Genomic DNA, 22,072 nt, shown 5'->3' on the forward strand with positions numbered 1-22,072 from the left:
AATAATATAAAATTAGTTAAACAAAATAGTGTTATATCATTTTATATGAAATAAATTAGACAAAACAGATACTTTTTAATGAAAACATCATTAAAAAATATCTGTTTTGTTAACTAAGGTTAATGAAATTGAATATGATATAGATAAGAAGGATGGATGTTTATGTTAAGCACAAATGAAATAATAGGAAGAAATATTTTAAAAATTTTAAATGAAAAAGATATAAAACAAACTCAATTAGCGGAAAAATTAAATGTTTCAAAACAAACTTTAAATAAGATAATTCATGGAAGAAGGAATATTTCAATAAGTGAAATAAAAGCGATATGTGATGCTTTATCTGTACCTATGGAAAAACTTACAGATGAAGATATCTTAAATGAAGAGCAAATGGAGCCTATAAAGCTTTTTATGAGAGAAGTTAATAGAAAAGAAGCTAAATGCGGACTAATGCATGCACAGAATATTATGGATATGATTCTCTTTCATAGTGAAATTCAAGAGAAAGAGGGAATACTTCAGGAAGAGTGGGATGATTAATGCATGAGTTAATTAGCAAAAGTATAACTTTAGAAGAGGAATCTTTACTGGAAAAATTCTTAATAATGGAAGGCTCTTATTATATTAATAGAGCGAGCAAGCATTAGTTTGACTACTGGTGTTTTTTTATTTCAGATTTTAAAATTAATATCAAGTTTATGTTCCAAATCAGGACTTTTTTGTATAAAGTAATCATATAATAGCCAGAAACAGATGGGGAAGACCAGAAACTAATAAGGAAAGTTTTAAAATACTTGCAGAACATGATATTATTGAAGAAAAATATGTAAATAGTTACTTTGCTATGGCTAAATTTAGAAATAGAATTGTTCATATGTATTTTGATGTTAGTGATGAAATGATTTATGAAATAACACAAAATAATTTAGAAGACTTTGAGGCTTTTATCAAGAATATTGTGAAAAATATTAGTGTATAATGAAATTTAGAAAGGTAAATACAGACAGGAGGTGATATTGTGCTAAACATAGAAAACTTAAAAAAGTATTTTAGTGAACAACCTAACATTTTAGGTGTATGGATAATAGGTTCCTATGGGACCGAATATCAGAGAGAGGACAGCGATATTGATTTTGCTATACTTTATGATAAAGATATAAATGATTTAGAAGAAATGAAGTTCGCGTGTGATATTACAGAAATACTTAAGATAGAAAACATTGATACTATAAATTTAAAAAAGGCACCAATCACACTTCAATTTAAGACAATAAAAGAAGGTAGAAATTTATATGAAGCAGATTATATTAAAATTTGTGACTATGTGGAGTATATAATAAATAATTATGAGGATAAAAAATACTATTTGGATCAATTTGATAAGGACTATTTTGCAAGTTTTTAATGGAGAGATAAATATCGATAAGGAATAAAAACTTATAATAGAACAACCAGAATATAATGATGAAAATATAAAAGATATAAGTGAAAAAAGAGCTAATGCTTTTGTTGCAGAGCTGCTTATGACTGAAGAAGATATTGATGAGTATTCAAGGCAGCTCCATATATAAAGTCTTTAGCAGCTGTTGAGGTTGTTAATTTTTGTGACATCTTGTTTTTATATACTACAGTACACGGTAAGAATGAACTAGATAGCTAAATGTGTTATGTGAAGTTTACTAAACTTTATGAAGTAGGTAAAGAACCTAAAGTTATAAAGAAAAACGGTAAAGTACTATCATTTATTGATGCTATAAAAAGGTCTTACATAAAATTTTCACATAGCGACAGTCTTAAAAGGTTGATGGATAATATTATAGGAAATAACAAAGAATGAACACTATTTTAATTATAGTGTTTTTGTTTTTTAGATTTATAAATGCTAATAATATATAATTATTCAAAGTTTATAAATTATTACATTATGAATCTATGGACTAGCTTTACCTCTTCGCATACTCAGAATTAAAGCTGTTCCATAGAAATCAAATTTAATGGTATATTCCATCCCAAACCCAGGCAGCAGTTCTCTGAAGTCTTATAATAGGCTCTTTTTCAGTCGCAAGGAAGCTTTGGACAAGCCTTTTCTTTTTCTCTTATTTGCTGTATTAATAGCTACTCAAAATAAAATATTTCGTAAACATATAGAATATTTAGTTTTTGCAGTGTTAGAGACAAAGGCAAATATACAAGTCTATTAGTTAATTCCGCTCGTATGCTTATATCAATGTAGTATTAGTATGGCGGATAGGTATAATAAAATAAATTCTAGTGTATTAAAGTCACTTAATTAAATTAGATTAGATATGTATTTCAGGTTATAAAGGAGATTGGATCTAATAAGGATATAGTTACTGATGCATATAATATATATTTAACATATTCGGGTACTTTAACTGCCACCCGAAAAAGTACAGGTTCCAATCTAGCATTTCTAAGCTTTTATAAGTTCCTCCTTTATCCGGACCTTCTAAAAACAAAGAAATACACGATTTTAACTAGTCCTTTATTTGGGTTCCTGGCAGAGTGCATGAAGGTGGACGTACTTCCTGCAAAAACTTTTCATGCACAAGCATTAAAAGACATGTTCATATAGTGTTTCGCAGCAAGGCAGCCCCATTTAGGTATTCCTCTGAGGTCTTTCATTTGTGCTACTTTGCTAAACAAAGGAAGATTTAACAAAAGAGCAAGCTTGTAACAAGACTTTGGCAAATTCTTTAGTGTTATAAGACAATTTATTTGCCCGATAATATGTGCAAATAAAGCAAATTATAAACATCTTAACTTTTACGTCAGATTAAATAATCTGACTATAATTTAAAAGTATAAAAAAGTTTTATAGGACTGAAAAAATGATAGAAATAGTAAAAATGCCTCAAATAAAAATATTTGATGAACATGGAGAAATTAAAGTAGCGGATAAAATTTCAATAAATGATATGGAGGTATATTAGGGGACATGTATCGGTAAAATTTGTTAAGAAGGTATATTTCATAGTTTAATAAGAATAAAAAATTATTTTTTGTGCATTCTATATTTTGTATGAGTAATTAAAATTAGTTATTAAGGAAGGTGTATTGAATGAATACAGCAACTATGTCTATAAATAAATATCAGCAGTGTATTGATGAATGTAATAAATGCGCTCAAAAATGTTATGAATGTTTTAAAGCATGTTTAAATGAACCTGATGTTCAAAATAGGAAAAATTGCATAAGTGTGCTTATCGAATGTGCACAGATGTGCCAGATGTCAGCATCACTTATGTCTATGGATAGTTGTTCAGTAAAGGAGCATTGTAGGATTTGTGCTAATATTTGTGATAAATGTGCACAAGAGTGTGGAATGTTTAAAGAGCAACATTGCCAGATATGTATGCAGGAATGCAAAAAATGCGCAGATGAATGTAGAAATATGGTTACATGTAATTAATAAATGAGAACTTAGGTGATACCGGGTGCTTTATTCATAGAATGTTTAAAGAATATATATAAATAAGTAATAAATATTACACAAAATCGTAACAATAACCGTATATAATAATAAGTGTCCTAAAGAAATAGTCTTTAGAGAAAACTAAAAGTATAATAAGTCCCCCCTTATTATATAAATAAACTTGAGCACTAGGTTAATTTACTGGTGCTTATTTTTATGCATATTAAAAAAGAAGAAAGTGCTAAAAGTTTAATAATAGATATTTCTATAAGACAACTAAGCGCATTTAATAGTGACGAAGACGGACAACCCAATAAAAATTATTAATGTCTGATGAAGAATTTCAAGATTTTAAAACTAATCATGTATTAGAAAATTTTAATAAGAAAACTTATAGTAAGTTGTTACCTATAAATTTTATTTTGGTAATTATAACAATGTTCATATTAATTAAAGGATTAGTGCCAGGTTACTATCTATTTATGATTCTACTGCTATTGTATTACTTATAACTGAACAAATTGGATTACTTTTAAGTTCTGCAATTCCAGCTACATATGTTGGATTAGGACTGTTTGATTATGCTTTATCTATATTTCCTTTAAAGAAAATTCATCCATCATTGGATGTACTGCGTTCGTAGTTGCGTAAATTACAAATAATGTTAACTAGTAATTTAATTTTTATCGAATTTTTATTTAAATAAAATAAAAATTTAAAAGAATAAATGTTTATGTTTACATAAATGTGATATAATGTAAGTGAATGGTAATGAAATATGCTTGTTATCCCCCCTTTTTCACCATTACCTTATGAGTGTTTTACAGGGATTAAAAGATAGCTTTGAAAAGGGGGAGGAAAATGAATATTTTATTTTTGTGTCTTATAGTGCTTTCTATTACAGGAATATTGAGTCTAACAATTTTAGCAGTTTTCTGCTATAAACAAGACAATATAAAAATGTTATTTGAAAGTAAAACAACTATGTCAGAGAATGGAGTCTCATCTAATGCCAAAGTTGATATAAATAAGTGCAAAAAGGAAAATAGTAAGTAGTTGTTCGAGAAACTACTTACTATAAAAAATTACACAAGCATATTTATGAGCTAATTACATTTCCATGTAAAACACTCACCATATATTATATTCTATTTATGCAAAAAAAGATAACTATTTTTAATAAAGTTTGACGTACTTTCTATAAAATTACACCGTATTGTTCAAATAAATTTTACGGTGTTTTTATATTTAAAAAAAATCTATAAATAGAACTTTATAGAATAAAATTCGGCGTAATATTAATTTAAACACTGAAGATTCGTCATCTCCAGTGTAAAGTAAATACCAATACACTAAAGAAAAATATTTTAGTTTCCATGGAATTTAAATATTTAAATATCTTAAGTACATTTGATATCCTTATGTGAATAGTATGTGCAGAAATTAAATTATTATTTTGGTAACTTATTGGTTGTCACACATTGGTAAATGATTTTAAGTATTTGAGAAACGAATTAACTAAAATATGCTATAATGTAGGTAGCATAATGTATTAGTATACTTTAGGAGACTCAGTAATGAAATGGATATTTCTTTTTTTAGGCTTTATGTTTGAAATATTATTTTTATATTCATTGATGATAAAGCCTGTAATTTGCTTTAAAAAATGGCAATCAGGTGTATTATACGGTATACCGATGGTGCTATATATGACATTATTTTTTCTTATACTTAATGTTGAATATCAAACCTTTAAAATAAATATTGAAGCTTCAAATAGCATGGTAGTATCAAATACGGTTTCTGTTCTGCCATCAACATCTACACCGACAACTTCAAGTGATAAAAATAGTAATGATACAAGTAAAGGTGATATTATAGGAGATACTGACAGTAAGATATATCATATTCCTGGAGATCCTGATTATGAAAAGGAAATGAAAAAAACAAGCAACAATGAATATTTTAAAACTACATCAGAAGCTGAAGCTGCCGGATATAGAGCGTCTAAGAAAACACCTAAATAAAAAGGTGCTTTTTTATGCTTAGAATTGTAAATTCTATAAAAATGCGCGAATTAAATAATTATGTTAGAATATAGATAAATTCTGAAAGAAAGAGGGAATATAAGTTATGGATAAAAAAGTATTAGACTATGTTACTCAAAAAACACATGAATTAATGAGTGTACCATCATGCTGCAGTGAGGCAAAAGCAGCGGCAAAAGCTTGGTTGGATGCTGTTGGAACTGAAAAGGAAGCTGTAGAAACGAAAAAATATATTGATGAACTGGAAGCAGATATTGTACCAATAGATAGTTTAATTAGTCTTGTAGAATCTGATAACGGAATTAAGTTTTTAGGAGCAGATGCTGCTAAGAGTATGGCAGTACATGCAAAGAAAATCAAGTCTGCTGGAGCGAAATATTGTGATTGTCCAGCATGTACAGCCGCAGCGGCAATTCTAGAAAAAAAGGATATGCTTCTTAAATAAGAAAAGAAGGTTAATAATCGAAAAAAAGAGTATATTTGTACTTCAAAAACGTGTAGAATAATAGTAATAACTTATGCTAAAAATAATCAATAATTAACTGAATGCCAAAGACTACCTTTGAATGTTGGCCTTAATAAGAGCCTTTGGCTATTCAGAACAGATTATAAAGGATTTTTTACAAACTAGTCAACCTTTGTGAATGTACTCATTCTACATTTAGGACATGGTGGTAAAGTATCTGTATCCTGATCTAAGTAAATTATTTCGCCACAATTAGTACACTTGTAATGGCCCTTACCAGGTTTATCGCCGGTTGAATACATAATTATCACCTCTCTTGGTATCAATATTCAACATAAAATATTTAATTCCTCTATTTTCTAATTCATTTTTTATAAGAATAACAAAAGTTTTTTGTAATAAGCTCCTTTTATTATAATGAGTTTGCTGTTATAATAAGATAAATTAAATTACTAAAGTTAAAGTTTATATGTTTTAAATTGAATTTACTAAATTATTGGAAAGAAGATGCATATGAATATTCTTGTTACTTTAAATTCAAATTATTTAAAACCATTGAAAGTTATGCTCAAATCGCTGTTCATTAATAACCCAAAAGAACGCTTTTATATTTATATGATACATTCAGATATGAAAGAAACTGAACTTTCTGATATAAGTATGTTAGTACAAAAAGATGGAAATAAATTTTATGCGATAAGAGTAAGAAATGAATATTTTAAAGATTCACCTTTAACTATGCATTATACAAAAGAGATGTATTATAGATTATTAGCATTTAAATTTTTGCCTAAGGACGTTGATAAAATATTATATCTTGACCCAGACATACTTGTTATAAATTCCATAAAAAAATTATATGATACTGATATTTCTGAATACCTTTATGCAGCAGCGTATCATGATATACCTACGGTAAAAGAAATTAACAGGTTAAGATTAAAACCATATGAGGTTGAAAGATATTATAATTCAGGAGTTCTTTTGATGAATATTAGCCTGCAGAGAGAGTTAGTAAAGGAAGAAGAAATTCTGAATTTTGTTCAGAATAATAAGAATAAATTGATTTTACCGGATCAGGATATAATTAACGCATTATATGCTAAGTATATAAAGCAAATTAATGGAATAATTTATAATTATGATCCACGATACTACAAATATAATAAAATTATAAGTAAAGGCAATATTGATATGGATTATGTTATCAATAATACTTCTATAATTCATTTTTGTGGAAAGAGAAAGCCCTGGCAAAAAAGTTATACGGGAGAATTCTATTCTTTATATAAGCATTATGAAAAAGTCGCTGAATCATAAGAAAAATTTGATTTTCTAAGTCAATAAAGGAATTCGACAATTTTTAAATTGCTGAATTTTTTATTATAAAAAACAGGGTGTTAGGACACCCTGTAGCATACAATCAATTCTAGTTGTAGCCAATCCATAAAGCTGGTGTTATAAAAAAATAGCTATGCCAATTGCGGCGGTAGGCTATCTTTTTTATTTTGTCTGTTAGTACGATAATTAAAAATAGTTAGATATTATAGGGTTTATAATTCCAAGCTTAAGTTATTCTCCAGCTGCTACTTCCAAAATTCGTCACGTAAAAAATTTCTAGTAAGTCTAAGTTCGTATTTATAAAAATCTAAGCAGATTTTATAAACTCGCAGGTTTAAACATATAAAATCTACTAAGATTTTCAAAAATACTTCACCAAGATTTACTAAAAAATTTTTTAGTGTTCCTACGTTTTGAAAATGTCAGTTTACGTATAACTTAAACTTGGAATTACAAACCCTATATTTTACATATAAAGTTATTTATCTTTTTCTTAAAAGAATCAAGTTGACAATAAGAAGATTTTCCATGGTGAATATCTATGAATTAAATATTTTCACTGTCAAGAGAAATAGCACGTATACTGTATCTGAAAATGATAGAACCTGCAATTTGTTTAAAAAAATGGTAGTTAAAGATATTATATGTTATATTACTACTATATGGATATAAGGCCTTAATTAAGATATTTTAGGAGGAATCGAGAAATGCAATATAATTTTGATGAAATCATAAGTAGGAATAATTCAGCTAAATATGATGAGTTAAGTGTTAATTATGGAAGAGATGATATAATACCTATGTGGATAGCTGACATGGAATTTAGGACTGCCCAGCCTATAATTGATGCTATGAAAAATAAATTGGATGAAGGTATATTTGGTTATGTATCAAGACCTGATTCTTACTTTGAATCAGTCCGTAAATGGTATTTAAAAAAACACAATTGGAATATAGAAAGCAAATATATGAGCCATAGTCATGGAGTTGTTCCTGGAATGGTGATGATGATAAAAGAGTTTACAGATCCTGGAGATAAAATAATAATTCAGTCGCCGGTTTATAATGAATTCTTTGAGATAATAGAAGATAGCGGCAGAAAATTAGTAATTAGTCCATTAAAATTGGTTAATGGCAGATACGAGATGGACTATGAAGATTTTGAAGAAAAAATAAAAACAGGGGTAAAGATGTTTTTACTTTGTAACCCTCACAATCCAGTGGGAAGAGTGTGGACAAAAGAAGAGTTAACTCAAATCGGAAAAATTTGTTTAAAGTATAATGTACAAGTAATTTCGGATGAAATCCATTGTGAACTAGTATATGGAAATAACAAGTATATTCCATTTGCTTCAATTTCACAGAAATTTTTTCAAAACTCAATAACCTGTTTTGCTCCAAGTAAGACTTTCAATTTAGCAGGATTACAATCCTCTATTATAGTTTTTGGGAATAAGGGACAGAAAGATAGATATGATCATCTTCTTCAAATAAATGATATCAAAAGAAATAATTCTTTTAGTTTAGTTGCAACTGAAGCTGCGTATAGATATGGTGAGGAATGGCTTAATCAATTATTGGCATATTTGAAGGGAAATATAGATTTTGTATATAATTATTGTAAAGAAAATATACCTAAAATAAAACCTAACATACCAGAAGCTACTTATTTAATTTGGATTGATTGTAAAGGACTTGGGATGACTGCTGAAGAATTAAAGGATTTTATGACAAATAAAGCTAGATTAGCTTTAGGATTATGGTATGGAGAAGAAAGCAAAGATCATGTAAGAATGAACATTGCTTGTCCTAGGTCGGTAGTTGGGGAAGCATTGATGAGATTAAAATCAGCTGTGGATAATTTATAGAAACATTATGAAAAGAGGAGTGATTATAATGCATATTGAAAAACAATATTTGTATCATAGACATGAATTTACTGATTATTTTTGCGTTAAAATTTCAGTTAGAGAAAACTCTCAGGATAATATTTTGTTTTTGAGAAATACCGATGATTTAGTTGATGAAGGTGCATCATGGATTAGTATTAGAAACTTAAATGATGAAGAATTTTTGAAGCAACATAAAATTGAATATATTATAAAAGAAGATCAATTAAATAAGAATAGGGAAATTATACCGATTGGTTTATTTGAATTTAATGATAAAGATAATTTTTGTGATTGTGAATTATTATTATGGAATATAGGATCTAAAGATTTATATGATTTTGAACATATAATAAAAAATATAGAAGATGCAATAAAGATTAAATATAATGCACTGAAATTAAAGAAAAAATGTATTGAAAACAAGAAAGAAGATATTGAATTAGATTGAATTGAAATTCCTATATTTAATTCAAAGCAAAACGCCACAAAATTCAATTTGAATAGTGTGGTGTTTTAAAATTAAAATATTCTTACGGGGTTTACATAGATCATTTTATATTCTTGCATAGCTTAGTATTAGAAGAACTATTTTTGCTTATTAGATAATAATTCGGTACCTGAACCTATATTTTCTAACTCATTTTCTTTTATAAGAGTAACAAAAGCTTGCTCAGGTATATTAAGAATTTTACTTGCGGAAGTTACAAGCTCATTTACAAGTTGTTCTTTTTGCTGTTTTGTAATTTTTGGGCCTTCAATTTTTATTAGTGGCATAGAATCACTCCTTAAATGTAGTTTATAAAAATATTATATAGGTTTAAATAATTAAAGTAAAATTTATTATATGCCAATAGAGAAAAAACTAAAAATTATAATAAGTCCCCCTTATTATATAAATAAATTTAAGCACTATGTTAATTATACTGGTGCTTATTTTTATATATACTTGCTTGTGTAAGAATTAAACATTTAAATTCTAGATGCATACAATAAATGGTGATATATTATTAGGAGTGATTTAATTGTACAACTTAAAGCCTGAAACTTTTGATTTTAAATCAGTTAATGGAATTTCGAATAAGCAGCTAGATGAGCATTATAAATTATATGTGGGTTATGTAAATACATTAAATAAAATTTGGAATATGGCCTATATACCTGAAAATTATACTGATAGCAATCCAACCTATTCTAATATGCGTAGTTTAAAGCTTGGGGAAACCTATTTTTTAAATGGAGTAAAATTGCATCAACTTTACTTTCAAAATATGACAGGAGGAAATAATACTCCTTTTGGTCCGGTATTAAAGGCTATAATAGATCAGTTTTCTTCTTATGATAGATTTATATCTTATCTTACTAATGTAGGTTTATCTATGAGAGGTTGGTCTGTTCTTTCTATTGATTCTATAGATAATAAACTTCACATAATAGGTAGTGATTTACATGACAAAGGTTCTGTATGGCTTTCTTATCCATTATTAGTTATGGATCTTTATGAACATGCATATTTTATGGATTTTGGAACAGATAAGAAAAAATATATAGACACTTTTATTAAAAATATAAATTGGAGGGTGGTAAATAACAGGCTTACAAGTTTTACCTCGTTTAAGCGGATTAATTGGATAAATGCAAACAGAAAACAATATAACCAATGTCCATTGATGTTTACTAGATTTTAAAAATATTAAAACATATAGGGTTTATGAATGAAAGCTGAAGTATAACCTAAGCTTTCATTTATAAACCCTATAATTCTAGTAGATAGAGAAAGTATTATAAAAATAATGTAGTTTAAACTTTTAAGAACTTTGGAGTTTCCCAAGGTTCTTTTTAATATCCAAAAGTGAAGGTACTTTCAGAGCATTTTATTATCACGTTTTGTGATAGGGTTTATCTCATTTACGCGGGAGATCATGTACTGAAAACGTATTATTTATTTTTTGAATAGTGGTATTCGTCATAGGCATTTCCGGTCTGAACAATTGAATGTTAATATAATAACGAAAGAAAACGTTAATATAATAACAAAAGAAAATGAAAGGAGAAAAAATGAAAAAAGATTATAAAGAAGCGCCATTTACGAAATTCCATCTTATGCTATATGTCTGTACTATTCTAGGTCAGATTGCATGTGGGTATGCTTTGGGGATTGCAGGTACAGCAGTAACACAAGCTCAGGATAAATTGAGTCTAAGTACTTTTTGGGTTGGACTGCTTGGAGCCGGAACACTAATCGGACTTGCAGGGAGCCTTGTTGTCGGCAATATTTCAGATAAAATTGGCAGAAGCAAATTGTTGATACTGGATATGGCATTATTTTCTATATTTTCTATCCTTCAGCTTTTTACATCAAGTGTTGGAATTTTAATGGTTCTGCGTATCTGCATCGGTCTTTGTATTGCTGTTGATTACACAGTGGGATCTACAATTATTTCAGAGTGGTTTTCACCTAAGGATGGACCAATTTATCTGAGCAGGTTTATTATTTTCTGGACATTTGGTTATGTAGCTTCCTTCTTTGCAGGACTGATTATGGGAAACTTATCGACAGATTACCATATCATTTTCGTTACTTCAGTTATTCCAGGTGTACTTGCTGCTATTTCAAGAATTGTTATGGGGGTTCCAGAATCTCCTACATGGCTGGCTACAGTTGGTCGGTTGGATGAGGCAAACAAGCTGATTGAGGAGAAACTTGGAGATGAATATTGTGTTGTTGTGGAAGAAAAGAAAGAAATTAATGAAAAAGTATCTGTAATGGAATTATTTAGTCCCAAATATCGAAAAAATACACTTGTGGGTGGAGCATTCTATGCATGTCAGGTGTTCCCTTACTTTGGAGTAGGCATCTTTCTTCCTATATTAATTGGTCAATTGAATATGGGAGATGCAAATACATCTAGTATTTTATACGATATCTTCTGTATGGCGGGAGCATTCATCGGAACTTATCTGTGTAACAGGATTTCGCGAAGACGTTTTCTTGTTTCAACATTTTATGTTTCTGCTATTGCACTGGGTGTGATGATTTTAGGACATAAAGGACCAGTTATTATAACTGTTGTTTCATTCTGTGTATATGCACTTGCTATGTCAATTGCTGTTGTAATGGAAAATCCATATCCACCAGAATTGTTTGATACTCGTGTTAGAGGCACAGGTGTTGGTATAGTTATTTTTTTCAGCCGAATTGGAGCGGCTGCAGGAACTTTTCTACTTCCGATTCTTGTAGAAAGCATTGGTGTATATGGTACTTTAGGTGTCTGCTTTGCCATATTGCTTATTGGAGGAGTAGTTTGCCAGCTGTTTGCACCGGAAACTTCCTTAAAACATATTCATGTGGTAAATACAGATAAGAGTTTATCTACAAATTGAAGGAACAAAAAATAATAGTTGTAAAGGAGAAATGTATCATGTCAAAAGATTATATGCAGAGAATACAGGCACTGAGAGAAAATTATATGTCTCATCGTGTTGAAATGGACATCCTTGATGCTTACTATGTGACTCAAGGATTTAAAGCCACAGAAGGCCAGCCATGGCAGATTCAGAAAGCTACTGCTATGAAGAATGTATATGAGAATAAACCGGTTTACATTCAGGACAATGAACTTTTAGTTGGCGGTGTTGCATTCAAACCGCGTGCAGGAATTCTCAATCCAGATTCTGCTTGCTCCGTAATTGAGAAGGAGCTTGATACTATCAGCACACGTAAATATGATCCATTTTATCTGTCTGATGAGAACAAGAAACTCTTTATGGATGAAGTTGCTCCTTATTGGAGAGGCAAATGTGTTCTTGATCGTTGGAATGTAATGATGCCTGAAGATGTAAGAACAATGCGTGATGGCGGAATGCTGTATGTTGATAAAAAGTTTGTTCGTGGATATGGTGAGAATACACCTGGCTGGAGAACTCTTCTTAAAAAAGGTATTTCCGGAATTAAGAAAGAAGCTGAAGAAAAACTTGCTGCTCTTGATGATGCAAAGGGAGAAGATGTACTGAAACAGATAATATTTTACAAATCGCTTATTATCTCAGCTGAAGGTATCATTGCACTTGCTAATCGTCATGCAGATCTGGCTGAAAAGATGGCAGCAAAAGAAACAGATGAAACACGCAAGGCAGAACTGTTAAAAATTGCAGAAGTGAACCGCAACGTTCCTGCAAATCCACCTCGCAACTTCTATGAAGCACTGCAGAGTATGCTTACCTATGAGTTCTGTATCTTTATGGAGCAGAATGCCTCTTCTTATAATTTAGGCCGTATGGATCAGTATCTTGTTGATTATTATAAGAAAGATATTGCAGATGGTATACTGACACAGGATGAAGCTCAGGAACTTATGGACTGTTTCTGGATTAAGATTGCAGAAATGGGATTATTTCAAGATGGTGAAAGTGCTGCTTTCTCCGCAGGTTACAATATGACTGTTCAGGTTTGTGCAGGTGGTATTGATCAATATGGAAATGACGCTGTTAATGATCTTTCCTATATGACAATTCAGGCTACAGAAGATACTGCTCTGAAAGAACCAAACATGACCGTTCGTTACAGCATTTCCAAAAACCCGGATTCATTCTTAAGAAAAGCTGCAGAGTGCATCCGTATGGGACGTACGATGCCTGCTATCTATCATGATGACGATGGTATCAAGATGCTTCTTAATAAGGGCATTCCACTGTCACAGGCATGGGATTGGACTCCATGTGGCTGTGTTGAGACAAATCTGGAAGGCCGTTTAAAATCTTATACTGATATTGGTGAAATCAGTATGGGTGGCGTTGTAGATATGGTTATGAATAATGGTAAGAGCCGTAAGAATGGTGAGCAGATTTCTATTCAGACTGGTGATCCTCGTGATTTTAAGACGTTTGATGATTTTATGGCAGCAATCAAAAAACAGATTGATTATTTCGTGCATACGATGGCAACAATGAATTCCTATTTGGATTATCTTAGCGAGAATTATCGTCCGGTTGCAGGGCTTTCGCTCACATATCCGAACTGTATGAAGGTTGGAAAGGATTACGCAAATGGCGGAGCTGAGTTTAATATAGGTAATGGTATCAATATCATCGGACAGGCAGATATCATTAATTCTGTGGCAGACATTAAAAGTCTTATTTATGATGAAAAGAAATTGACTATGGATGAACTTTGCAAAGCATTGGATGCAAATTTTGAAGGATATGATGACATCTATAAGATGTGTATGGATGCACCAAAATACGGAAATGATGATCCTAAGGCTGATTTTTGTGCTGGAGAAATCTACAACTATCTTGTAGATCAGATTGAGAAATATAGTTCACCATTTGGTAAATTGACAGCAGGTATGCTTCCTGTATCTGGTAACGTACCAATAGGACAAAGTGTAGGAGCGCTTCCTTCTGGACGTAAGGCATGGACACCTCTTGCAGATGGTATTGGTGCTACAGGTGGTACTGATATAAATGGTGCTACTTCACTTTTGAAATCTATCAGTAACTTACCACATGCACGTTTCACTCAGGGAACACAGATGAATCTAAAGATTGATCCGAAACTTCTTGAAGGCGAGCATGGATTAAATAATATGATGGTTTTGTTGAAGACTCAGTGTACATTGGGTATTTATCATACTCAGTATAACATTGTTGATCCAAAAGTTCTTTTGGATGCACAGAAAAATCCGGACGATCACAGAGATCTTTTGGTACGAGTTGCAGGCTATACAGCATTCTTTGTAGAGCTGGGCAGGGATATCCAGAATGATATTATTCAGCGTACGGAAATTGAAAGCTGGGCTTAATAGAAAGGTCAATATAATGAGCTATGAAAATTATGAAAATATGGATCTTAAAGGATCTGTACTTCGTATCGAGAAAAGTTCCATTTTTGATGGAGATGGACTTCGGACAGTTGTATTTATGAAAGGATGCCCTCTGCGCTGCCAGTGGTGTTCAACTCCTGAAAGTCATCATAAAAGGATTCAGACAACTATGGATGGAAGTATTACCTATGGCCATATTATGACTGTTGAAGAGGTTATGGTAGAAGTTAGAAAAGATATTCCCTTTTACTTTCATTCAGGTGGCGGAATGACGGTATCCGGAGGAGAAATTCTTACACAATCTAAGTTCGTTTATAATTTAGTGCGCCGTGCATGCTGGGAAGGAATTAACACTTGCATCGAAACCTCCTTTTACGGGGACTGGAATGAGATTGAGCCTATTCTAAGGTGTACAAATACTGCTTTTGTGGATTTGAAACTAATGGATCCAGAAAAACATAAAAAATATATAGGGGTGTCCAATGACGTCATTCTTAGTAACATTCGTAAAGTTGGGTCTAAGAAAATGGATAATATGAAGTTGATTATTCGCAGACCACTGATTCCAGGAGTGAATGATTCCAAAAAGGATCTGGAGCTCCTTGGAAGGTTCCTTGCTGAACTACCGGGTGTGGATCATCTGCAACTATTGCCCTATCACCGTCTTGGAATAGACACTTACCGTAAATTGGGACTTACGTATAAGCTTCCTGATATTGAGACTCCTTCAAAAGAGTATATGGAGCAGTGTGCACACATTACAAACAAATATGTTAGAACAATAATTTAAAATAAATTTTAGAACAATAACTAAAAACAAATTTAAGAGAAAGGTGATACAATTATGTTACGTTATGGATTTATTGCTGCAGGAAATATTATTCGTGCAATGCACAGAGGAGCAGAACTTAAAGAGGAGTATAAACCTTCAGAAATTGGTGTTTATGATATTAACGAAGCTGTACGTAAAGATTATGCATTCAAAGGTTATGCTACATTTGATAACATGAAGGAGCTTGTTGATAATTCAGAAATGCTGGTTCTCGGAGTAACACCTAAAGTTGCCGGATTCATCATAGATGAGCTGAAAGCATGCTATAGACCGGGACAACTGATGTTAACAGTAGTAACTGGTGTTGAACAGCCTTGGTATACAGAACATCTTGGCAAGGACTGCAAGGTTGTGATTTGCATGCCTAACATGAGTTCACAGGTAGGAGAAGGTGCATTTGCGGTATCACGTAATGAAAACTGCACAGATGAAGATGTAGAGAAGGTTACAGCAATCCTTAGATTATGTGGTATTGTGGAAGAGATTCCAGATGGTAAAATGGCTGAAATACTTCCTTTTAATGGTTCAACGCCTGGATTTATTTATCATATCGCTAACTTAATGGTAAAAGAGGCAGGAAAGTTAGGATTGGATTCTGATTCAGCAATTCGTTTATTTGCCCAGACAGTTAAGGGAAGTGCTGAAATGATACTTTCTTCCGATATCAGTCTTAAGGATCTTGAGGCTGCACTTAGGTTACCTGGTGGTGCTACGGTAACAGCATTGGAGAAGATTGAATCTATGGGATTTGATGCAATATTTAAAGAGTTTGTAAAGGTTTCAGTTGATCACTGCAAGAAACTTGGAAATCAATAATTAATAAAAATAAACCAATGATAAGTTGTACTTAAGTCAGATACAGTGTAAAATAAAATTTTTTAAATAAAGGAGAAAAAACATGATTAAGAATCACGATAGAAAATTTAAAATTGGAATGCATAGTTATACGCTGCACCTTTCAGGTTTTGGTGAGAGCTGGGGATTTCAGGAATTTGGAGAACATCATGAATTTGAACAAGTAGCAACATTTAAAGATTTGGTAAACATTGCAGCAGAAGTTGGATTGGATGTTCTTCATATCACTTTGGTAGATGTCCAGAATGACACATCAGACGAACATTTGGCAGAGTGCCGTAAAATTGCTGAGGATGCAGGCATTGAACTTGAGCTTAATGTTTCTTTCAATGCCCCTTCTGATCCTCGTGTAAATTGCAATGTTGTAGATTCCCTGAACATCGCACATAAATTAGGATGTAACCTTGTTAAGTACAGCACAGATGTAGAGCATCCAGAGAAATCTTCTAACGCTTGCTTAGCACCTTCTGTTATGGCACAGTTGGTTGAAATTTATAATCAGTTCCATGATAATATTTCACTTATTGAGAAGTATGGAATGAAAATTGCAATCGAGAACCATTGTGATCTGTTCGCAGATGAAGTAATCTGGTTGGTTGAAAAGTTGAATCATCCACTGATAGGTGCATGCTGTGATACGATCAATTCATTAATGGTTATGGAAGGTATTGCAGATTGTGTTCGTAAAATGGCACCATATTGTTATTGTGTACATTTCTGTGATAATAGAGTATTTGCAGATCCTGATGGAACACATTCACTTGGTACAGCAATCGGAGCAGGAAATGTTGACTGCAAAGCTGTCATGGATATTTTGAGAGAAGAAGCACCAGAAGGTTTGGATACTATCGATCTTGAAATAGAATTACCTCTTTCTGGTTATACTATTGAAGAAGGCCGAAAGTTAGAACTGAAGAGTTTACGTGAATCTGTTGAATATATGTATAAAGAATTAGGAATCGGCTACAATCCTGCAAAGATCTACGGCGATAGTAATTACTTTTTAAACAAATAATTCGACGGTAAATTTAGTGTAAGTTGAACTGAGATATTAAGCATGATTGGATAATCGATTAAAACTCGTATATCTGATCATGCTTTTTTATCTTATAAAAATAATCCAGGACAGAAAAATATACAGGTAAGGAGCAAGTCCATAAAAATTGGAAAGATTGCTGTAAATAAGAAAAAGAAGTGTATGCAAGGTTTATGAGAAAACAGATTAGATGGACATTGCATTTTAAACATCCATTTTATATGATATAGTAAAAAGCATATTTTTAAGGATTTATTACAATAATAGTCTATGGAGGTAGTGTGAAAGAAAGTAGAAGACAGCCAAAGAATGGCGTATTTTACTAAGCTATCTAAAAGGTAGCTTTTGAAAAAATCCTTCACTTTTAAGAAGTTTCAATGCTTGTTTGTGATTGCCTCACTACATATTTAACCGGGTGTTAAAACAATTCTTAGGATCTTATAGAGTCACTTATTTGTGCTTGAAAGGTGAAGACTTACACTGATTAATGTTCTGTCTAAAAGAAGAGAGTTTTTACGGCTTCTCCTACTGCGATTTGTAGTGTAGCTTCTTGAAACTATTGTAGCAAAGAAGTTAGAGGCAGTCAAAAACTTTCACTACTATTTGTGCCGCTCGCTTGGCGGCGGAATGGAGATTAATATGACTTTACTACAACTTAAATATTTTATTGCAGTAGCTGAAACAAGAAATTTTACCCATGCAGCAGAACAAGTATATACATCCCAACCAACAATAAGTCGGCAGATACAGTTGTTGGAAGATGAATTAGGTTACGCTCTTTTCAATCGAAATAGTAAACCAATTCGCCTTACCGAGCCTGGACAAATACTATATGAAGGTGTTAAAGCAGCAATTTCGGAGATAAATTATACTCTTAATATGGCAGAAGTTGCTTCGGAAGGGAAAATAGGTTCATTATCTATCTCTTTTCAATCCGGTTATTATTCAGAATATATGTTTTTCCCTACTATTAATGAACTGCGTGAAACATGGTCATCACTACAGATACGATGTAATAAATTATTTTCATGGGAACAAATAAAAGGACTTAAAAATGAGAGCATAGATATTGCTATTGGTCTTGATTTACCTAATTGGGAAAAATCAGGTTTTACTGTTATACCATTGAAAGAAGTAGAAACTCTAATTGTTATGTCTACTCATCATAGGTTAGCAAATAAACAAACTCTTGATTATAATGATCTTTGTGGAGAGACTTTTTTTCTAACTGAACCAAATGGATATCAGGTGGACAAAATTTTCAAAGATCATTTTAATCTTAAAAATGTTCATCAGGTAGAAGTGTCCTCTTCAGAAGTTGCTTACTTTAAGGTATTATCGGATAATGGACTTACTATTTCAAATCCATATGATCCAGTATTGTTAAATAGTCCACAATATCATTCTATAAAGTTTGATTCCGAATACTCTGACTCTTATGTTTGTGTAATAAATCCAGGTAATACAAATCCCGTAATAAAACTGTTTTTGAACTTAATTAGTAAATATTGTATTGAAACAGATAAATAACTTATGTGGTAGGTAGGGATGGGAATGTATAATATATATATAGGGTTTATAAATGAAAGCTTAAGTTATACTCCAGCTGATATTTCCAAAATTCGTCACCTAAAAATTTTCTAGTAAGTCTAAGTTCGTATTTATAAAAATCTAAGCAGATTTTATAAACTCGCAGGCTCAAACATATAAAATCCACTAAGATTTTCAAAAATACTTCACTAAGACCTACTAAAAAATTTTTTAATGTGCCTACATTTTGGAAATGTCAGCTTACGTATAACTTAAGCTTGGAATTACAAACCCCATAAATTAAAGTTCATATAAATAAGTATAAAAAGAAAATAGTAAGTAGTTGTTCGAGAAACTACTTACTATAAAAAATTATACAAGCATATTTATGAGCTAATTACAACTTCCTATAAAATACTCACCATATATTATATTAAGTTTTATTAAAAAAAGATAACTGATTATAATAAAATTTTACTATAAATATAATAAAATTTCCACATTAATATATAGATTTATATAGTTTTATATAGATTTATAGTATATTATAAGAAGTGAAAATTACATTCAGATGTTGATATGGGGTTTATTGAAGGATTATATAAGGAGGTGTTTTTTTATGATACTTATAAAAAATGGATGCGTCATTGATCCTTTAAGTAAAATAAATGAAAAATTTGATATTTTAATAGATGGTGAAAATATAGTAAAAATAGATAAAAATATTAATAAAATTAATAATGCAAAAGTAATTGATGCATCAGGATGTATACTTGCACCAGGGTTTATTGATATACACAGTCATTTCAGAGATCCAGGATTTACATATAAGGAGGATTTACTAACAGGTTCGAAGGCGGCTGCAAGAGGAGGATATACGACAGTTGTATGTATGGCTAATACAAAGCCGGTTGTTGATAATGTTGATACTTTAAAATATATACTTGATAAGGCAAGAAAGGCAAAAATTGAAGTTCTTCAAGTAGCAACTATCACGAAAGGAATGAGGGGAGAAGAACTTATAGATATGCATAGTCTCAAGGAAGCTGGAGCAGTGGGATTTTCAGATGATGGAAAACCAATTATGAAGTCAAAAGTTGCTTTTGATTCCATGAAAATTGCAAAAGAACTTGATGTGCCATTAAGTTTCCATGAAGAAGATCCAAATCTTATTAAAGAAAATGGTATAAATATGGGACGGATTGCTAAAAATTTAAATCTTACGGGTTCTCCTAATGAAGCGGAAGATGTACTTGTAGCAAGAGATGCAGTTTTAGCGATATCGACTGGAGCAAAGGTTAATATACAGCATATAAGTTCAGCAGTATCTGTTGAAATATTAAGATGGGCTAAAAAAATGGGAGCTAATATAACAGCAGAAGTAACACCGCATCACTTTAGTATGACAGAAAAAGCAGTTTTAGAAAAGGGTTCGAATGCCAAAATGAATCCTCCTCTAAGAACGGAGAAAGATAGAAAGGTAATAATTGAGGGAATTAAAGATAATATACTTGAAATAATAGCAACAGATCATGCACCACATACAGAAGAAGAAAAAAATAATGCTTTTTCAAAGGCACCAGGTGGTATAATAGGCCTTGAAACGGCACTTGCCCTTTCAATAACTAATCTTGTTAAACCAGGATATTTAACTTATATGGATCTTATTGAAAAACTCACCATTAATCCCGCAAAATTGTACAATTTAGACAGAGGTTATATAAAGGAAGGACACAGAGCTGATATTGTAATATTTGATCCAAATGAAGATTATATAGTAAGGGATTTTGCTTCTAAAGCATGTAACTCACCATTTATAGGTGAAAAACTATCAGGAAGAATTAAGCGGACAATATGTAAGGGAAAAATAGTATACATGCATGAAAGATAGTGAAAAATAATAATGAAGGAGTTGAATTGTTATGAATGAAACTTTAAAAGTTTTAAAGGAAAGAAGAAGCTGCAGAAAATTTCAGCAAAAGCAGATCAAAAAAGAAGAATTGGATGCCATTCTTGAAGCTGGTATTTATGCACCGACGGGTGCGGGAAAACAGTCACCTATTATTGTTGTCATACAAGACAAAGAGACTATTGAAAAAATTTCTAAATTAAATGCAGCTATTGCAGGAACTACATTGGACCCATTTTATGGAGCTCCGACTCTACTTGTTGTACTTGCTGATAAAAAAGTTATAACTTATGTTGAAGATGGATCACTTGTTATGGGTAATATGTTAAATGCAGCTCATGCTGTAGGATTAGGCTCTTGTTTTATTTACAGAGCGAAAGAAGAATTTGAAACAGAAGAAGGCAAAGCATTATTAATGGCATGGGGAATACAAGAAAATTATGTTGGAATTGGAAATTGTATTTTGGGATATGCAGCTGATGGTGGTATTGCTCCAGCTATGTCTAGAAAAAATGATTATATTATCAGAGTTTAATTCTGTATAGGATTTATAAATGAAGGCCTAACTAATGCACAGGCCGGGATTTCCAAAATACGTCACGTAAAAAATTTCTAGTAAGTCTAAGCTTGCGCTTGAAAAAATCTAAGCAGATTTTATAAACTCACCTTGTTCAAACATATAAAATCCACTAAGATTTTTAAGAACGCTTCGCTAAGACTTACTACAAAATTTTTTAATGTGACTTAATTTTAGAAATCCCGGCCTGTGCATTAGTTAAGCTTAGACTTGTAAAGCCTAATAGAATTTGTAGTTTTAAAGTTAATTTTCCACTATAAGCCCCATGAATTTTTAAAATAAAAGCTAAATAATATGTACTATTTATATAACAAACAAATATATATGT

General features: G+C 31.2%; 21 protein-coding genes. 19 read left to right on the forward strand and 2 right to left on the reverse strand.

Annotation, left to right across the window (positions count from 1 at the left end; genetic code table 11):
• Positions 1-162: 162 nt before the first annotated feature.
• From D4Z93_RS03540 to D4Z93_RS03570, 7 genes are all read left to right on the forward strand, one after another.
• Positions 163-540 (forward strand): helix-turn-helix domain-containing protein, encoded by a 378-nt coding sequence (locus D4Z93_RS03540; protein ID WP_162920248.1) that lies wholly within the window; start codon positions 163-165, stop codon positions 538-540.
• A gap of 199 nt (positions 541-739) precedes the next feature.
• Positions 740-979, forward strand: a complete 240-nt coding sequence (hepT, locus tag D4Z93_RS03545; protein ID WP_341466785.1) for a type VII toxin-antitoxin system HepT family RNase toxin — start codon at positions 740-742, stop codon at positions 977-979.
• Between the two features lie 39 nt (positions 980-1,018).
• Positions 1,019-1,405 carry a type VII toxin-antitoxin system MntA family adenylyltransferase antitoxin gene (gene mntA / locus D4Z93_RS03550; protein WP_119970436.1) on the forward strand — a complete coding sequence of 129 codons (387 nt, stop codon included), beginning with the start codon at positions 1,019-1,021 and terminating at the stop codon, positions 1,403-1,405.
• A gap of 1,677 nt (positions 1,406-3,082) precedes the next feature.
• Positions 3,083-3,433, forward strand: coding sequence for a four-helix bundle copper-binding protein (locus tag D4Z93_RS03555; RefSeq protein ID WP_119970437.1), 351 nt, complete (start codon positions 3,083-3,085; stop codon positions 3,431-3,433).
• A gap of 864 nt (positions 3,434-4,297) precedes the next feature.
• Complete coding sequence (locus D4Z93_RS03560) at positions 4,298-4,492, forward strand: hypothetical protein (RefSeq protein WP_119970439.1); 195 nt, start codon at positions 4,298-4,300, stop codon at positions 4,490-4,492.
• Between the two features lie 521 nt (positions 4,493-5,013).
• On the forward strand, positions 5,014-5,463 hold the full coding sequence (locus D4Z93_RS03565) for a sunset domain-containing protein (RefSeq protein WP_119970441.1): 450 nt from the start codon (positions 5,014-5,016) through the stop codon (positions 5,461-5,463).
• A 106-nt stretch (positions 5,464-5,569) separates the two neighbouring features.
• A complete protein-coding gene (locus D4Z93_RS03570) occupies positions 5,570-5,929 on the forward strand; it encodes a molecular chaperone Hsp90 (RefSeq protein WP_119970442.1) in 360 nt (119 codons plus the stop codon).
• Between the two features lie 182 nt (positions 5,930-6,111).
• On the opposite strand, the gene D4Z93_RS03575 is transcribed toward D4Z93_RS03570, so the two are convergent.
• Positions 6,112-6,252 (reverse strand): zinc ribbon-containing protein, encoded by a 141-nt coding sequence (locus D4Z93_RS03575; RefSeq protein WP_119970444.1) that lies wholly within the window; start codon positions 6,250-6,252, stop codon positions 6,112-6,114.
• 211 nt (positions 6,253-6,463) lie between these two features.
• On the opposite strand from D4Z93_RS03575, the gene D4Z93_RS03580 reads away from it, so the two are divergent.
• The 3 genes from D4Z93_RS03580 to D4Z93_RS03590 all read left to right on the forward strand — a co-directional run bounded on the left by D4Z93_RS03580 (position 6,464) and on the right by D4Z93_RS03590 (position 9,631).
• A complete protein-coding gene (locus tag D4Z93_RS03580) occupies positions 6,464-7,270 on the forward strand; it encodes a glycosyltransferase family 8 protein (RefSeq protein WP_119970446.1) in 807 nt (268 codons plus the stop codon).
• Positions 7,271-7,998: 728 nt separating this feature from the next.
• Entirely contained in the window at positions 7,999-9,159 is a 1,161-nt protein-coding gene (locus tag D4Z93_RS03585) for a MalY/PatB family protein (RefSeq protein WP_119970448.1), read from the forward strand.
• Between the two features lie 28 nt (positions 9,160-9,187).
• Positions 9,188-9,631 carry a hypothetical protein gene (locus tag D4Z93_RS03590; RefSeq protein WP_119970450.1) on the forward strand — a complete coding sequence of 148 codons (444 nt, stop codon included), beginning with the start codon at positions 9,188-9,190 and terminating at the stop codon, positions 9,629-9,631.
• A 137-nt stretch (positions 9,632-9,768) separates the two neighbouring features.
• On the opposite strand, the gene dmpI is transcribed toward D4Z93_RS03590, so the two are convergent.
• Positions 9,769-9,957 carry a 4-oxalocrotonate tautomerase DmpI gene (gene dmpI, locus D4Z93_RS03595; protein WP_119970452.1) on the reverse strand — a complete coding sequence of 63 codons (189 nt, stop codon included), beginning with the start codon at positions 9,955-9,957 and terminating at the stop codon, positions 9,769-9,771.
• Between the two features lie 248 nt (positions 9,958-10,205).
• On the opposite strand from dmpI, the gene D4Z93_RS03600 reads away from it, so the two are divergent.
• The 9 genes from D4Z93_RS03600 to D4Z93_RS03640 all read left to right on the forward strand — a co-directional run bounded on the left by D4Z93_RS03600 (position 10,206) and on the right by D4Z93_RS03640 (position 21,702).
• Positions 10,206-10,868, forward strand: a complete 663-nt coding sequence (locus D4Z93_RS03600) for a superoxide dismutase (protein WP_119970454.1) — start codon at positions 10,206-10,208, stop codon at positions 10,866-10,868.
• A gap of 370 nt (positions 10,869-11,238) precedes the next feature.
• A complete protein-coding gene (locus tag D4Z93_RS03605) occupies positions 11,239-12,564 on the forward strand; it encodes an MFS transporter (protein ID WP_119970456.1) in 1,326 nt (441 codons plus the stop codon).
• A gap of 38 nt (positions 12,565-12,602) precedes the next feature.
• The gene (locus tag D4Z93_RS03610) at positions 12,603-14,984 is read left to right on the forward strand and encodes a glycyl radical protein (protein ID WP_119970458.1); all 2,382 of its coding nucleotides are present in this window, start codon (positions 12,603-12,605) and stop codon (positions 14,982-14,984) included.
• Between the two features lie 16 nt (positions 14,985-15,000).
• Positions 15,001-15,795, forward strand: coding sequence for a glycyl-radical enzyme activating protein (locus tag D4Z93_RS03615; RefSeq protein WP_243105976.1), 795 nt, complete (start codon positions 15,001-15,003; stop codon positions 15,793-15,795).
• Positions 15,796-15,849: 54 nt separating this feature from the next.
• A complete protein-coding gene (locus D4Z93_RS03620) occupies positions 15,850-16,653 on the forward strand; it encodes a pyrroline-5-carboxylate reductase family protein (RefSeq protein WP_119970461.1) in 804 nt (267 codons plus the stop codon).
• Between the two features lie 118 nt (positions 16,654-16,771).
• Positions 16,772-17,707, forward strand: coding sequence for a sugar phosphate isomerase/epimerase family protein (locus tag D4Z93_RS03625; protein WP_243105994.1), 936 nt, complete (start codon positions 16,772-16,774; stop codon positions 17,705-17,707).
• 660 nt (positions 17,708-18,367) lie between these two features.
• Positions 18,368-19,258, forward strand: a complete 891-nt coding sequence (locus D4Z93_RS03630) for a LysR family transcriptional regulator (RefSeq protein WP_162920249.1) — start codon at positions 18,368-18,370, stop codon at positions 19,256-19,258.
• A 619-nt stretch (positions 19,259-19,877) separates the two neighbouring features.
• Positions 19,878-21,149 (forward strand): dihydroorotase, encoded by a 1,272-nt coding sequence (locus tag D4Z93_RS03635; protein WP_119970467.1) that lies wholly within the window; start codon positions 19,878-19,880, stop codon positions 21,147-21,149.
• A gap of 31 nt (positions 21,150-21,180) precedes the next feature.
• Positions 21,181-21,702 carry a nitroreductase gene (locus D4Z93_RS03640; RefSeq protein ID WP_119970468.1) on the forward strand — a complete coding sequence of 174 codons (522 nt, stop codon included), beginning with the start codon at positions 21,181-21,183 and terminating at the stop codon, positions 21,700-21,702.
• Positions 21,703-22,072: the final 370 nt, after the last annotated feature.

This window comes from Clostridium fermenticellae, assembly GCF_003600355.1.
Classification (GTDB): Bacteria; Bacillota; Clostridia; order Clostridiales; family Clostridiaceae; genus Clostridium_AV; species Clostridium_AV fermenticellae.